This window comes from Micromonospora lupini str. Lupac 08, assembly GCF_000297395.2.
GTDB lineage: Bacteria > Actinomycetota > Actinomycetes > Mycobacteriales > Micromonosporaceae > Micromonospora > Micromonospora lupini.
The window spans coordinates 2,525,107-2,538,917 of sequence record NZ_HF570108.1 but is presented as its reverse complement, the minus strand read 5'-3'; the positions used below and the strand labels follow the sequence as shown (position 1 = coordinate 2,538,917).

Genomic DNA, 13,811 nt, shown 5'->3' with positions numbered 1-13,811 from the left:
GTCGAGCCGTGACGGATCAATCCATGGCGAAGGCGGATCGGCGCCGCTGGGCCGTCGCGACCTGCGGAGCGCTGGTCGTGGCGGCGATCGGCGACGCCGGTCCGGAGATTGTCGAGTCTCGCAGCCTGGTCGCCGGTTACGACGGGCCGGGGCCGCTGATCTACCTGGGGGTGGCCGCCGTGGTGGCGGCCGTCAGGTGGCGCTTCATGCCGTTGTCGGCGGTGGTGACGGGCGTCCTGTTTCTCGTCGGCGGGTTCTCCGACGCCTCCTTCGTGGATCGGCTCGGCACCCCGACGGAAACCGTCCAGTTCTTCGCGGGATGGCTCCAGATGGCCGGATTCGCCGCGGCTGCCGCGTTCGGGATCGCCGCCGTCCGGCGGCACAGATCCGTGCCGGCCCGAACGGCTGATCCAGACAGACGACAGGACACTGAGACGGAAGGACCTCGACGGTGAGCGCGATCGTGGCGAGAGTGGCGGCGGCATCGAGAAGCACGAGGTTGTCGCTGTGGGGGCTGGTGGTGGGCATCCTGGGACTGCTCATCCAGTGGATCGCCGACCCCGGCAAGTTCCCACTGTTCCCACCGGGGATCGTCTTCATCGTGGTGTGCGGCGCCCTGGTGGTGTTCACCGTCGGGCGCTGGTGGGCACCGGTGTTCTCGGTGTTGATCTCGCTGTGGATCGTCCTCGGCGGGTGGGCGGCCGGCCAGCTGACGCCGAATTTCCGGTCGGACAATGCGGGGACCGTCGCGGGCAACGTGGTGATGTCACTCGGGCTGGCGTTCGCCGCGGTCACGGGAATCATGGCGATGCTCGGGGCGTGGCGGGCTCGTGGGAGGTGACGAACACGACGGGCGACCCGGGCCCCGGCGGTTCCGTTGGCTGACGGACCTGATGTGGACTGTCGTGGCGGCGGCGGTGCTCGTCGCCGGCACGATCGGTGCGGCCCGTGGGCAGGGCACCGCGGATGCGGCCCTGGACCTCTGGGGGATCTCGCTGGTCTCGGCGGCGGCACTGGCGACTGTGGGACTGCGCCGGGCGCCGGTCTGGGCACTTGCCGGAGCCATGGTCAGCGTCAGTGCCTACCTGCTGGCCGGCTATCCGTACGGGCCGGTGCAGTTGTGCATGGTGGTCGCCATGTTCGAGGTGGCCAGACGCCGGCCGCTGCGGCTGTCAGCCGCTGCGTGCGGGATCGCGGCGCTCACCGCTTCGGCAACTGTGCTGCTGCGCTCGATGCCGCACCTGCACCAGCCGGTCGTGCTCGCCATGGGATGGACCGGCTGGGTGGTGCTGCCGTGGTCGCTGGGCGCGCTTGTGCACCTCACGACCGTGGCCCGGGAGCGGGCCAGGCGTGATCTCGTGGCCCGGGCAGCCGCGGCCGAGCGGGTACGGCTGGCCGGCGAGGTGCACGACGTCGCCGGACACGGCTTCGCGCTGATCGCGATGCACGCCGGGATCGCGTTGCTGGTGCTCGACGAGCGCCCCGACCAGGCGCGCGCCTCATTGGAGGCGATCAAGGCCACCAGCGGCGTGTCGTTGGCCGGCCTGCGCGGCATGCTCGACGCGTTCCATCCGCGTGACGGGGAGGCGGGGTTGGCCGGTGTCGGTGCCCTCGTCGACGAGATCCGCGCGGCAGGTCTGCCGGTGGAGGTGACGATGACCGAGGTGGCACTTGCCGATGAGGTCGACGCGGTGGCGTACCGGGTGGTGCAGGAATCGTTGACGAACGTGCTGCGGCATGCCGGACCGACCACGGCGGATGTTCAGGTGATGCCGGCCGACGATGACGTGTTGGTGCAGGTGGGTGACCGTGGGCGGGGCGCCGCCGACGGTGCCGCGACGGGGGGACGAGGGTTGTCGGGGCTGCGCCGCAGAGTCGAGGCCGTCGGCGGTCGGTTCACCGCCGGCCCACGGACCGGCGGCGGTTTCCAGGTCACGGCGTGGCTACCGGTGGGGAGCGCCGGGTGATTCGGGTGGCCCTGGCCGACGACGAGGAACTGGTGCGGTGGGGCCTGCGGGTGCTCATCGACCGGGAGGACGACCTGGCCGTGGTGGGTGAGGCAGCCTCCGGGCACGACGCGCTGCGGGTGGTACGCCGGGTGCGGCCGGACGTCCTGCTGCTCGACGTCCGGATGCCCGGCCTGGACGGCCTGGCGACGCTGCGGGCGATCGCGGCCGAGCCCGACCTAGCGGGCACCCGGGTGATCGTGCTGACCACCTTCGAGATCGACAGGTACATCTTCGAGGCGCTGCAGGCCGGGGCGGCTGGTTTCGTGCTGAAGGACACCGACCCGGCGGACCTGGTTCGAGCGGTCCGGGTGGCGGCGGCCGGCGAGGCGCTGCTGTCGCCGTCGGTGACCCGGCGGGTGGTGTCGCTGTTCAGCCAGCCAGGCGGCGGCGTCACCCGCATCGACACCCTCACCGACCGGGAGCGGCAGGTCGTTGCCTGGGTGGCCACCGGTCACACCAACGAGCAGATCGCCCGAGAACTGTCGCTGAGTCCGGCAACCGTACGGACCCACGCCAGTCGGGCGATGGTGAAACTGAACGCCCGTACCCGGGCCCAACTCGTCGTCTTCGGCATCCGCGCCGGCCTCATCGCTGAGCGCTGACGCCGGCAGGGCCAACCCCCTGGCCGTACGCTCCGTGACGTACGCGTCGGCCGTCGTAGGGCGGACGCGGGAAACGGCTGGGCCGGCCACGCTGAGGCGATGCAGAAACGAACGCCCTGGCTGCTGCTCGCCATCGCCGTCGTCGTCGGCCTGGTGCTCGCGTACCCGTACCTGGCCCTGGACATCCACAAGAGCCGCATCGACGTCGGTGGCGCCCTGCGCTACGGCGTGCTCGTCGCGCACATCTTCACCGCCACTGTCGCGCTGATCCTCGGCCCTCTCCAGTTCATCCCGAAGGTGCGCGCCCGCCGACGGATCCACCGGACCATCGGCCGCTGCTACCTCGCCGTCGGAGTCCTGCCGTCCGCCCTCACCGCGATCCCTGTCGCGTTGTGGTCCGGTCGCCTCCTGACCCAGATCAGTCTCACCACCGCGGCCGTTCTGTGGCTGATCACCGGCGGCCTCGGGTACCGGGCCGCCCGACAGGGGAACTTCGCCGCCCACCGCAACTGGATGATGCGCAGCTACGCGCTGACCTTCCTCGCTGTCACGGCTCGCATCCTCGTACCCCTGCTTCTGCTGGCGCAGATCCCGTTCGGCAGGGTCACCGCGGGTGAGATCGGCGCACAGGCGCCCGCGATGATTCCGGTCGGCCAGACCCTGGCCTGGATCATCAACCTGGCCGTGATCGAGGCCGTCATCAGAACTCGCCGACGGACGTCTGTCGCTGGCCAGATGGCCGGCGCCCCGATCCGGGACGGCTCCCCTTCTTGAGGTCATTGTCCCGGGCCCCGGATCAAGCGATCTGGCGGAGGTCGTCGCCGTAGTCGAAGATGATCCGCATGCGGGCCCCGAGCGCCCGTGCGTATCGGCTCAGCGTCGCGACCTCGTTGGCCTCCAGGTCGCCGTTCTCGATCTGGCTGACTCGACCGGGCGTGACGCCCATCAGCTCGGCCACCTGCCGCTGGGTCAGACCCAGCCGCTTCCGCTCTTCAGCAAGATGGAATGCGCTGATCCACGCCTCGGTGCGGGCTCGCTCCGCATCGAGCGCTTCATCGTCTCCATCGTGCAGCTCCGCCCGAACGTCGTCCCAGTCATGGAAGTCGCTCATCAGCCCTCCCTCCGTTTCCTCTCGAAGGCCAGCCAACCCTCGTACGCGATCTCAGCGACCGGGATCGCTTTCTCGTACCATCGATTCCAATCTCCCGCCTTGTTGCCGGCCACCAGCAGCACGGCCTGGGACCATGGATCGAAGACGAACAGCACGCGAACGGCGACGTCCCTTCCAGATCTCGGTCGCAGTTCCTTGAGATTGCTGATGGTCGAACTCCTGAGGGTGTCAACCAGCGGACGCCCCAGGCCCGGACCGGTCTCCGCGAGCATGTCGATCGCCACGTTGACCGAGCGGTACGTAGCGGGGTCGGCCTGACGCAGGGATCGCAACCAGTCGCGGACATCCGTTGTCGTCCTGATCGCCCAGCGACGTGGCGGCTCATGAGACATGGGGCAACTATAGCCCGGGCTATACACGGGGCGGGTGCGCTTCTTCCGGTGGCGGACGGAAGATCCGTTGTTAGACTCTGCGGAGTTGGGTTAGCGGTACGACCAGGGAGACCAGACATGGCGGGTGACGACGACATCTCCGGGTGAGACCGGACATGTTCGGCCAACGGCTCGGCGCGCGTAGGCGCAGCCGCCGTGGCCATGTCGTCGTTCCACCGGTCCCCGTTAGTCGTCGGGCGGCTCGTGCGCGCCCACCCCACCCTTTGAGGTCACTCGCATGTCTGATGCGTTCATCGTCTGCTCGAACCTGTCCTTCTCCTGGCCGGACGACACCCCGGTCTTCTCCGAGCTGTCCTTCACCGTCCCGGGCGGTCGCACCGGTCTGGTCGCGCCCAACGGCGCCGGCAAGAGCACCCTGCTGCGGCTGATCGCCGGGGAGCTGACGCCCACCGGCGGCAGCGTCACCGTCGACGGCCTGCTCGGCTACCTCCCGCAGACGCTGCCGCTGGTCGGCGACCTGGCCGTGGCCCAGGTCCTCGGCGTCGCCGAGCGGATCGCGGCGCTGCACGCCATCGAGGCCGGCGACGCCGGCGAGGAACACTTCGCCACGATCGGCGACGACTGGGACATCGAGGAGCGCACCCGCGCCGAACTGGACCGCCTCGGCCTGGGTGACCTGGCCCTCGACCGGCGGTTGCACACCCTCAGCGGCGGCCAGGTGATCTCCCTCGGCCTGGCGGCGCAACTGCTGCGCCGGCCGGACGTGCTGCTGCTCGACGAGCCGACGAACAACCTGGACGTGGAGGCTCGGCACAAGCTCTACGACGTGCTGTCCGACTGGTCCGGGTGCCTGCTGCTGGTCAGCCACGACCGGGAGCTGCTGGACCGGATGGACCGCATCGCCGAGCTGGAACGAGGCGAGATCAACTGGTACGGGGGCAACTTCACCGCGTACACCGAGGCGGTGCAGGCGGCGCGGGAGGTGGCCGAGAGCAACCTGCGCAACGCCGAGCAGGAGGTCAAGCGGGAGAAGCGGGAGATGCAGCAGGCCCGGGAGCGGGCCGACCGGAGGGCCAGCAACGCCTCCAAGAACCTGAAGAACGCCGGCCTGGCCCGGATCGTCGCCGGCGGGCTGAAGCGCAGCGCGCAGGAGTCGGCGGGCAAGGCGCAGGGGACACACTCGGCCCGGCTCGGCGAGGCCAAGGCCCGTCTCGACGAGGCCGGCCGGGCGGTACGCGACGAGGACACGATCACCGTCGACCTGCCGGACACGACAGTCCCCGCTGGGCGCACGGTGTTCTCCGGCCAGGGGATGCGGGCCCGCTTCGACGATCGGGAACTGTTCGGCGGCGACGGCGCCGACCTGGTGATCCGGGGGCCGGAGCGGATCGCCCTCACCGGGGCGAACGGCGTCGGCAAGTCGACCCTGCTGCGTCTCGTCGACGGCGATCTCGCACCGGCCGGTGGCGAGATCAGACGGGCCGACGGGCGGATCGCGTACCTGTCGCAGCGGCTGGACCTGCTGGACCTCGACCGCACGGTCGCGGAGAACTTCGCCGCGTACGCGCCGAGCCTGCCGGACGCCAGGCGGATGAACCTGCTGGCCCGGTTCCTGTTCCGGGGCTCGCGGGTGAACCTGCCCGTCGGGGTGCTCTCCGGCGGCGAGCGGCTGCGCGCCACCCTCGCCTGTGTGCTCTGCGCCGAACCGGCGCCGCAACTGCTGCTGCTCGACGAGCCGACGAACAACCTGGACCTGGTGAGCGTCGCCCAACTGGAGAGCGCGCTGTCCGCGTACCAGGGGGCGTTTGTCGTGGTCAGCCACGACGAGCGGTTCCTCGCCGAGATCGGCGTGCAGCGCTGGTTGCGGCTGGCCGACGGCCAGCTCCGCGAGATCACGGCCCCCGACCGGGGCTGAGCCGGCGTCGCGGCCCGGCCGACGCACGCCGGCCGGGCCGCGGACCGGTCAGCTCACGTTGGCCGGGCCGAGGACGCTCTTGAGGTCACCCATCAGCGCGGTCGTCGCCGCCACCCGGAACGGCCCCAGCCGCAGGGTGGTGGTACGCCCGCCGTTGAGCAGCTTGACGTGCACCTCGGTGTCGCCGGGGTGCAGCACCAGGGTCTCCTTGAGCCGTTCCACGAGCGGCGGCGTGCACCTGTGCACCGGGATGGTCAGGGTCACCGGCTTGTTGGTGGCGCTGGTGCTGACGTCCGGCATGGACATGTCCATCGCCATGATCCGTGGGGTGTCGTCGCGGCGGTCCACCCGGCCCTTGACCACCACGATGGCGTCCTCGGCGATGTACTGGCCGATCACCTCGTAGGTGTTGGGGAAGAACAGCGTCTCCACCCCACCGGCCAGGTCCTCCAGGGTGGCCGAGGCCCAAGCCCGGCCCTGCTTGGTGACCCGCCGCTGCACGCCGGAGAGGATGCCGGCGAGGGTGACGACCGCCCCGTCGGGAACCGCGCCCTCCTCGGCCAGGGAGGCGATCGTGGTGTCGGCCGCCGCGCCGAGGATGTGCTCCAGGCCGAACAGCGGGTGGTCGGAGACGTACAGGCCGAGCATCTCGCGCTCGAAGGCCAGCTTGTCGCGCTTGTCCCACTCACTCTCGCTGATGACCGGCATCACCGTCGTACTGCCCGTGTCGGCGTCGCCGAAGCCGGCGCCGAAGAGGTCGTACTGGCCGACGGCCTCCTTGCGCTTGACATCGGCGTACGCGTCGATGGCGTCGGCGTGCACCGCGAGCAGGCCCTTGCGGGGGTGCTTCAACGAGTCGAACGCACCGGCCTTGATCAGCGATTCGATCGTCTTCTTGTTGCAGACCACCGCGTCCACCTTGGACAGGAAGTCGTAGAAGTCGGCGTAGTCGCCCTTCTCCTGCCGGCACCGCATGATCGAGGCGACCACGTTCGCGCCGACGTTGCGCACGGCCGCCAGGCCGAAGCGGATGTCCTTGCCGACCGGGGTGAACGGCCCCGCCGACGTGTTGACGTCCGGCGGCAGCACCTGGATGCGCATCCGGCGACACTCGGACAGGTACAGCGCCATCTTGTCCTTGTCGTCACCGACGGACGTGAGCAGCCCGGCCATGTACTCGGCCGGGTAGTGCGCCTTCAGGTACGCGGTCCAGTAGGAGACCAGGCCGTACGCGGCAGAGTGCGCCTTGTTGAAGGCGTACCCGGCGAACGGCACCAGGACGTCCCACACGGCCTGGATCGCCTCGTCGGAGTAGCCGCGCTCGCGGCAGCCGTCCCGGAACGGGATGAACTCCTTGTCGAGGATCTCCTTCTTCTTCTTACCCATCGCCCGGCGCAGCAGGTCCGCCTGACCCAGCGTGTAGCCGGCGAGGATCTGCGCGGCGCGCTGCACCTGCTCCTGGTAGACGATCAGGCCGTGGGTGGGCGCCAGGATCTCCCGCAGCGGCTCCTCCAGCTCCGGGTGGATCGGCGTGATCTCCTGGAGGCCGTTCTTGCGCAGCGCGTAGTTGGTGTGCGAGTCGACGCCCATCGGGCCCGGCCGGTACAGGGCCAGGACGGCGGAGATGTCCTCGAAGTTGTCCGGCTTCATCAACCGCAGCAGCGACCGCATCGGCCCGCCGTCGAGCTGGAACACGCCCAGGGTGTCACCGCGGGCCAGCAGCTCGTACGCGGCCTTGTCGTCAAGCGGCAGGCCCAGCAGGTCGAGCTTGAGGCCGTGGTTCAGCTCGATGTTCTTGACCGCGTCGTCGATGATCGTCAGGTTGCGCAGGCCGAGGAAGTCCATCTTCAGCAGCCCGAGCGACTCGCAGGTCGGGTAGTCGAACTGCGTGATGATCGCCCCGTCGGCGTCACGGCGCATCAACGGGATGTGCTCGATGATCGGCTCGGCGGACATGATGACGCCCGCGGCGTGCACACCTGTCTGCCGGATCAGCCCCTCGATGCCCTTGGCCGTGTCGATCACCTTGCGGACGTCCGGATCGGAGTCGTACAGGCCACGGATCTCGCCGGCCTCGGCATAGCGGGGGTGCTTCGGGTCGAAGATCCCGGTGAGCGGGATGTCCTTGCCCATCACGGCCGGCGGCATCGCCTTGGTGATCCGGTCGCCCACCGCGTACGGGAAGCCCAGCACCCGGGCCGAGTCCTTGATCGCGGCCTTCGCCTTGATCGTGCCGAAGGTAGCGATCTGGGCGACCTTGTCCTCACCCCACTTGTCGGTGACGTACTTGATCACCTCACCGCGCCGACGCTCGTCGAAGTCGATGTCGACATCAGGCATCGAGACACGCTCGGGGTTGAGGAACCGCTCGAAGATCAGACCGTGCAGGATCGGGTCCAGGTCGGTGATGCCCAACGCGTACGCGACGAGCGAGCCGGCGGCCGAACCACGGCCCGGACCCACCGCGATGCCCTGGTTCTTCGCCCACTGGATGAAGTCGGCGACCACGAGGAAGTACGACGGGAAGCCCATCTGGTTGATGACGCCCAGCTCGTACTCGGCCTGGACGACGTGCCCCTCCGGGATGCCGTTCGGGTAGCGGCGGGCCAGCCCGGCGAAGGTCTCCTTGCGGAACCAGGACTCCTCGGTCTCCCCGTCGGGCACCGGGAAGCGCGGCATCAGGTTGTGGAACTCGAACATGCCCTTCGGGTCGACCTTCTCGGCCACCAGCAGGGTGTTGCGGCAACCCTGCTGCCACAGCTCCGACGAGTCGACGGCGCGCATCTGGTCGGCGCTCTTGACGAAGTAGCCGCCGCCCTCGAAGCGGAACCGGTTCGGGTCGTCGATGTTGCTGCCGGTCTGCACGCACAGCAGCACGTCGTGCGCGGTGGCCTGCGCCTCGTGCGTGTAGTGGGAGTCGTTGGTGACCACCGGCGGAATGTCCAGCTTGCGGGCGATCTCGGTGAGCCCCTCACGGACCCGGCTCTCGATGGAGAGGCCGTGATCCATGATCTCCAGGAAGTAGTTGTCCTTGCCGAAGATGTCCTGGTAGCTCGCGGCGACCTTGAGCGCCTCGTCGAACTGGCCCAGCCGCAGCCGGGTCTGCACCGCGCCCGACGGGCAACCGGTGGTCGCCATGATCCCCTCGGCGTGCTCGGCGATCAGCTCCATGTCCATCCGGGGCCACTTGACGTAGTGCCCCTCCATGGACGCGCGCGAGTTGAGGGTGAACAGGTTCTTCAGGCCCTGCGCGTTCTTCGCCCACATGGTCTTGTGGGTGATCGCGCCGTTACCGGAGACGTCGTCGCTCTTCTGCTCCGGCCGCCCCCACTTGACCCGCGCCTTGTGATAGCGCGACTCCGGCGCCACGTACGCCTCGACGCCCAGGATCGGGGTGATCCCGGCGGCCATCGCCTGGTTGTAGAAGTCGTTCGCGCCATGCATGTTGCCGTGGTCGGTGATCGCCACCGCCGGCATGCCCAGCCGGTTGGCCTCGGCGAACAGGTCCTTCAGCCGGGCCGCTCCGTCGAGCATCGAGTATTCCGTGTGCACGTGCAGATGCGCGAACGAATCGGCCATGCCTGGCGCCCCCCGGCGGTGTGGATCTTGTTGGTCGGAGCCGACCGGGACCTACCCTACCGAGGTGATCTCGGCGGCTCCACCGTCCGCGCCGAGGGTGGCGTCCGTCTCCTGATCGCATCCCGACAGGCATAGGCTCGTGCGCATGGCGAGGTACTACGACGTACACCCGGAGAACCCGCAGCCCCGGATCATCGGCCAGGTCGCCGACCTGATCCGCGGTGGTGGGCTGGTCGCGTACCCGACGGACTCCTGCTACGCGCTCGGCATCCAGTTGGGCAACCAGGACGGCCTGGACCGGATCCGCCAGATCCGCCGCCTCGACGACAGGCACCACTTCACCCTGGTCTGCCGGGACTTCGCGCAGCTCGGTCAGTTCGTGCAGATCAACAACGCGGTCTTCCGGCTGGTGAAGGCGTCCACGCCGGGCAGCTACACGTTCATCCTGCCGGCCACCAAGGAGGTGCCACGCCGGATGCTGCACCCGAAGAAGCGCACGGTCGGTGTGCGCGTACCCCGGCACACGGTGACCCAGGCGCTGCTGGCCGAGTTGGGCGAGCCGCTGGTGTCGAGCACCCTGGCTCTGCCCGGCGAGGACGAGCCGATGACCCAGGGCTGGGAGATCAAGGAACGGCTCGACCACCAGCTCGACGCGGTGCTCGACGCCGGCGAGTGCGGCAAGGAGCCGACGACGGTGATCGACCTGTCCGGGCCCGAGCCGGAGATCCTGCGCCGCGGCGCGGGGGACGTGTCCCGGTTCGAGTAGCGCGGGTCGGGTGGCGGACCGGAGGAGGGTCGGGCAGCGCCGACGGCCGTACGCTTGAGGATCGGCACCGGCGAGCATTGGACACCCGGCATGCCTGCTCCGGACGACCTCGACGCCCTGGCCCGCCGCGCCGCGCAGGGTGACACCGCGGCGTTGGACGCCCTGCTGGTCGGGGTGCGCCCGGAGGTGCTGCGGCTGTGCGCCCGGTTCCTGCCCAACCGGGAGGACGCCGAGGAAGCCTGCCAGGACACGCTCCTTGCCCTGGCCGGCGGCATCACCCGGTTCGAGGGACGCTCCTCGTTCCGCACCTGGCTGCACCGGCTGACCGCGAACCGGGCCCGCTCGACCTATCGCACCCTGCGCCGCCGCTGCCGGCTGGAGGCCGGTGGCGTGGCGCTGCCCGACCAGGCCGATCCGCGACGGACAAGCGTGGTCGCGGGCACCCGCCTCGATCTGCTCGACGCGTTCGACTCGGTCCACCCCGACCACGCCGAGGTGGTGGCCCTGCGCGACGTCCTCGGGCTGAGCTACCCCGAGATCGCCGCCCTGCTCGACGTCCCGGTGGGCACTGTGAAGTCCCGGTTGCACCTGGCCCGGCGGCAGGTCCGGCAGCGGCTCGGCGCGGAATGAGCCGGGGGTCGTTCCGCCGGCTCGTCGTCGTCCTCGCGGCCACCGTGGCTGTCGCCGCCTGCGGCGCCGACGCCGTCGCGCCACTGCCCGTCCAACCGCCCGGCGCGACCCGTTCCACGCCGGCACCCTCGGCGATCTCCACGACCCCGGCGACGCCCGCGCCCACCGGGTCGCCGTCCCGACCACCGCCGCCGCCGACCAGCGGGCGGCCGGTCGCGGCACCCCCCACACCCACCAGAACAAGGGGTACGCCCCGCACGACTCCCCCGCCGACCGCCGCGACGCCGGCCTGCCAGGGCGCGGTCCGCTACGACCTGCCGCTCGCCGAGACCGAGGTCGAGCTGCTGACATCGCTCTGTTTCGCCACCGGCGCGGTGCTGCGTATCCAGGGCATCGGACCCGGGCTCGTCACCGTGGACCGCCCGGAGCTGGTGTCCCAGCAGTACGAGGCGGGCGTGGTGGACATCCGCTTCGTCCGCACCGGCACGGTCGCCGTGACGATCCCCAAGGAGGGTCGGGAGCACACCATCACCGTGGTGGTCCGGTGACCCGCACTCCGGCGAGCAGGGTGTCCACGAAGTCGGGCCGACTGTCCGCAGGCGGGGCGATCTGCACGTACACCAGGGCGCGTCTCGCGGGATGCAGGCCCGCCGACTCGACGATGCTCGGCCGGTCCCGGTCGCAGCGGTACGTCACCACCGTCCACTCGATGCCCGCCTGCCGGGTGGTGCGGGCCGGGGCGGGCGCGCAGTCCCCGTGCGTGCGTTCGGCCAGGAACCCGGCCGGGGTGGTGCGTGCCGCCGTGGTGGCGGAGAGGCCGACGAACGCGCCGGGCAGGTGGGGATCGGCGGCCCAGCGCCGGGGTTGCGGGGACATCACCAACGCCGGTTCCGGTTCGCCGTCGGCGTCGTACTGACCGGCCCAGGTGGCTCCCGTGGCGGACCAGCCGGGCGGCAACGCCACGGTCAACGGCCCGGTCGTGTACGTGCCGTCGACGGTTCGGCCCGACCGCGTGCCACCTGGTTCGGCGTCCACCCCGGCCACCGCGACGGCGGCCACGACAACGGCCCCGGCCAGCCGTAACCGGTAGGAGCGGCGGACCCCCGGCCGAGGTGACGGCGACCGTGCTCCTGGTGCCGTGGGTGGTGTCAACGGTCCCGCCGGGTCGCTCACGCGGATCAGCGCGGCGCGCAGGGCCGCGGCGTCGGGATAGCGGTCGGCCGGGTGGTACGCGGTCGCCCGAGCGAGCACCGCCGCCACCGCCGCTGGCACGTGCGCGCGGAGTCGGAGGTCCGGTGACGGGCCGGGTCGGGGCGGGTGCGTGTCCGGCGGACCGGCGGCCAGCAGCCGGATGCCGAGCCGGCCGAGCCCGTACACGTCGGCGCGGGTGTCGACCACCGCGCCCGGGTCGTCCTGCTCAGGGGCCATGTAACCGGGGGTGCCGGCCCGCGCGGTCAGTCCCGAGGCGGCGGCGAGCGCCTTGGCGAGGCCGAGGTCGGCGATCAGCACCTGTTCGGCGTCGGGGTCGTCCGGGCCGGCGGAGCGGAACAGGACGTTGCCCGGGGTGAGGTCACGGTGCACGACGCCGTGGCGGTGCAGCACGGCTACTCCGGCGCAGATCTCGCCCAGCAGCCGCAGCGCGGTCGGCGCGGGAAGGTCGCCGGTGGCGAGGCGGTCCCGCAGGCTGCCGCCGTCCGCCCAGGCCAGGACCGCGTACGGCCGGCCGTCGGGCAGGTCACCGACGGTGTGCACCCGGATCAGCCGCTCGTGCTCCAGGCGGCGCAACAGCCGGGCCTCGTCGAGGAAGCGTTCCCGCACGCGCAGGTCGTGGCTCCAGTTCTCGGCCAGCACCTTGATCGCCACACGGGCGTCGAGCACCGGGTCGTAGCCCAACCAGACCGTCGCGAACGAGCCGACGCCCAGCAGTCGCTCGATGGCGTAGGGCCCGATCCGCTGCGGAGCCGTCACCGTGTCACCCCCGGCCAGGACGGTCTCTGCACAGTAGACCGGACCGGGTCGGAAACCCGACGAACCGCTGACCCCGGCGCGGTGACTAACAGGGCAGGAGACCCATCACCGAAGGAGCACACCATGAACCGTCCCTCGATCCTCCTCACCACCGCCGCGCTGGCGCTCAGCACGCTCGTCGCGGTCACCGCCGCGGGACCGGCAGCGGCGACGCCCCTGGGTGGCGCACCTGCCTCGGCGCGCGGTCCGCTCGCCACCGCCGTCGGGCACAGCCACCCGCAGGTCCTCAGCGTCGGCGGCGCCGGCGTCTACCGGATCGGCGCCAGCCTGGCCGCGCTCACCGCGGCCGGCCGCATCGACTGGACCGCGCCGGGTTGCGGCACGGTGGTGCACGCCGGGGTGACCGGTTCCTGGGCCGGTGTCCTCCTGCTCGCCTTCCGCGACGGGCGACTCGTGGAGGTCGGTACGGCCACCGCACCGCCGCAGTCGCCCGCCGGGGCCCAGGTCGGCATGTCCTTCGCCGAGTTGGAGGCGATCTACGGCGCGCGCGGGTCGCTGATCCGCAACGACGCGGGGAACGCCGAGGCGTACCTGGTGCGCGTCGGGTCGCGGGTGGAGTTGTTCACCGGGCACCCGATCCGACCGGGCGTGGGCTACTTCCAGGTCGGGCCGGCCACCTTCGTCGAGCGGAACTTCCGGCAGGGCGCGGCCTGCTGATCCGGCCAGGTCGCGGGGCGTCCGGCGTCTGCCGGGCGCCCCGCGGCGCGTACCCGCCGAAACAGAGGTGGGGCGGACACGATGATGTCGTAGTGTACAACAGTGTGTGCCACACAGTATGG

Annotated in this window: 14 protein-coding genes; 10 read left to right on the top strand and 4 right to left on the bottom strand. The window is 70.8% G+C overall.

Going from position 1 to position 13,811, the window contains the following annotated elements; genetic code table 11:
• Window positions 1-23: 23 nt before the first annotated feature.
• The 5 genes from MILUP08_RS12790 (at window position 24) to MILUP08_RS12770 (ending at window position 3,385) form a co-directional block, all read left to right on the top strand.
• Window positions 24-455: a hypothetical protein gene (locus MILUP08_RS12790; RefSeq protein ID WP_007458215.1), complete on the top strand. Its 432-nt coding sequence runs from the start codon at window positions 24-26 to the stop codon at window positions 453-455.
• A complete protein-coding gene (locus MILUP08_RS12785; protein ID WP_007458213.1) occupies window positions 452-841 on the top strand; it encodes a hypothetical protein in 390 nt (129 codons plus the stop codon). The genes MILUP08_RS12790 and MILUP08_RS12785 overlap by 4 nt, the downstream gene beginning before the upstream one ends.
• A gap of 52 nt (window positions 842-893) precedes the next feature.
• On the top strand, window positions 894-1,967 hold the full coding sequence (locus MILUP08_RS12780) for a sensor histidine kinase (protein WP_144056910.1): 1,074 nt from the start codon (window positions 894-896) through the stop codon (window positions 1,965-1,967).
• Window positions 1,964-2,611, top strand: a complete 648-nt coding sequence (locus MILUP08_RS12775; RefSeq protein WP_007458209.1) for a response regulator — start codon at window positions 1,964-1,966, stop codon at window positions 2,609-2,611. The genes MILUP08_RS12780 and MILUP08_RS12775 overlap by 4 nt, the downstream gene beginning before the upstream one ends.
• Window positions 2,612-2,710: 99 nt before the next feature.
• The gene (locus tag MILUP08_RS12770) at window positions 2,711-3,385 is read left to right on the top strand and encodes a DUF2306 domain-containing protein (protein ID WP_007458207.1); all 675 of its coding nucleotides are present in this window, start codon (window positions 2,711-2,713) and stop codon (window positions 3,383-3,385) included.
• A gap of 22 nt (window positions 3,386-3,407) precedes the next feature.
• On the opposite strand, the gene MILUP08_RS12765 is transcribed toward MILUP08_RS12770, so the two are convergent.
• Window positions 3,408-3,722 carry a transcriptional regulator gene (locus tag MILUP08_RS12765; protein WP_007458205.1) on the bottom strand — a complete coding sequence of 105 codons (315 nt, stop codon included), beginning with the start codon at window positions 3,720-3,722 and terminating at the stop codon, window positions 3,408-3,410.
• On the bottom strand, window positions 3,722-4,114 hold the full coding sequence (locus MILUP08_RS12760) for a type II toxin-antitoxin system RelE/ParE family toxin (RefSeq protein WP_007458202.1): 393 nt from the start codon (window positions 4,112-4,114) through the stop codon (window positions 3,722-3,724). The genes MILUP08_RS12765 and MILUP08_RS12760 overlap by 1 nt, the downstream gene beginning before the upstream one ends.
• A 277-nt stretch (window positions 4,115-4,391) precedes the next feature.
• On the opposite strand from MILUP08_RS12760, the gene abc-f reads away from it, so the two are divergent.
• Window positions 4,392-6,029 (top strand): ribosomal protection-like ABC-F family protein, encoded by a 1,638-nt coding sequence (gene abc-f / locus MILUP08_RS12755; RefSeq protein WP_007458200.1) that lies wholly within the window; start codon window positions 4,392-4,394, stop codon window positions 6,027-6,029.
• A 48-nt stretch (window positions 6,030-6,077) separates the two neighbouring features.
• Here the strand turns inward: abc-f and dnaE are convergent, their stop codons facing one another.
• The gene (dnaE, locus tag MILUP08_RS12750) at window positions 6,078-9,608 is read right to left on the bottom strand and encodes a DNA polymerase III subunit alpha (protein WP_007458199.1); all 3,531 of its coding nucleotides are present in this window, start codon (window positions 9,606-9,608) and stop codon (window positions 6,078-6,080) included.
• 145 nt (window positions 9,609-9,753) lie between these two features.
• On the opposite strand from dnaE, the gene MILUP08_RS12745 reads away from it, so the two are divergent.
• From MILUP08_RS12745 to MILUP08_RS35855, 3 genes are all read left to right on the top strand, one after another.
• Window positions 9,754-10,374 (top strand): L-threonylcarbamoyladenylate synthase, encoded by a 621-nt coding sequence (locus tag MILUP08_RS12745; protein ID WP_007458197.1) that lies wholly within the window; start codon window positions 9,754-9,756, stop codon window positions 10,372-10,374.
• Between the two features lie 90 nt (window positions 10,375-10,464).
• Window positions 10,465-11,004, top strand: coding sequence for an RNA polymerase sigma factor (locus MILUP08_RS12740; RefSeq protein ID WP_007458195.1), 540 nt, complete (start codon window positions 10,465-10,467; stop codon window positions 11,002-11,004).
• Window positions 11,001-11,552, top strand: a complete 552-nt coding sequence (locus tag MILUP08_RS35855) for a hypothetical protein (RefSeq protein WP_007458193.1) — start codon at window positions 11,001-11,003, stop codon at window positions 11,550-11,552. The genes MILUP08_RS12740 and MILUP08_RS35855 overlap by 4 nt, the downstream gene beginning before the upstream one ends.
• On the opposite strand, the gene MILUP08_RS12730 is transcribed toward MILUP08_RS35855, so the two are convergent.
• Window positions 11,533-12,972, bottom strand: coding sequence for a protein kinase domain-containing protein (locus tag MILUP08_RS12730; RefSeq protein WP_007458191.1), 1,440 nt, complete (start codon window positions 12,970-12,972; stop codon window positions 11,533-11,535). The two genes, MILUP08_RS35855 and MILUP08_RS12730, sit on opposite strands and share 20 nt — an antisense overlap.
• A gap of 123 nt (window positions 12,973-13,095) precedes the next feature.
• Here MILUP08_RS12730 and MILUP08_RS12725 point away from each other — a divergent pair, with 123 nt between their 5' ends.
• Entirely contained in the window at window positions 13,096-13,689 is a 594-nt protein-coding gene (locus tag MILUP08_RS12725) for a hypothetical protein (protein ID WP_007458190.1), read from the top strand.
• Window positions 13,690-13,811: the final 122 nt, after the last annotated feature.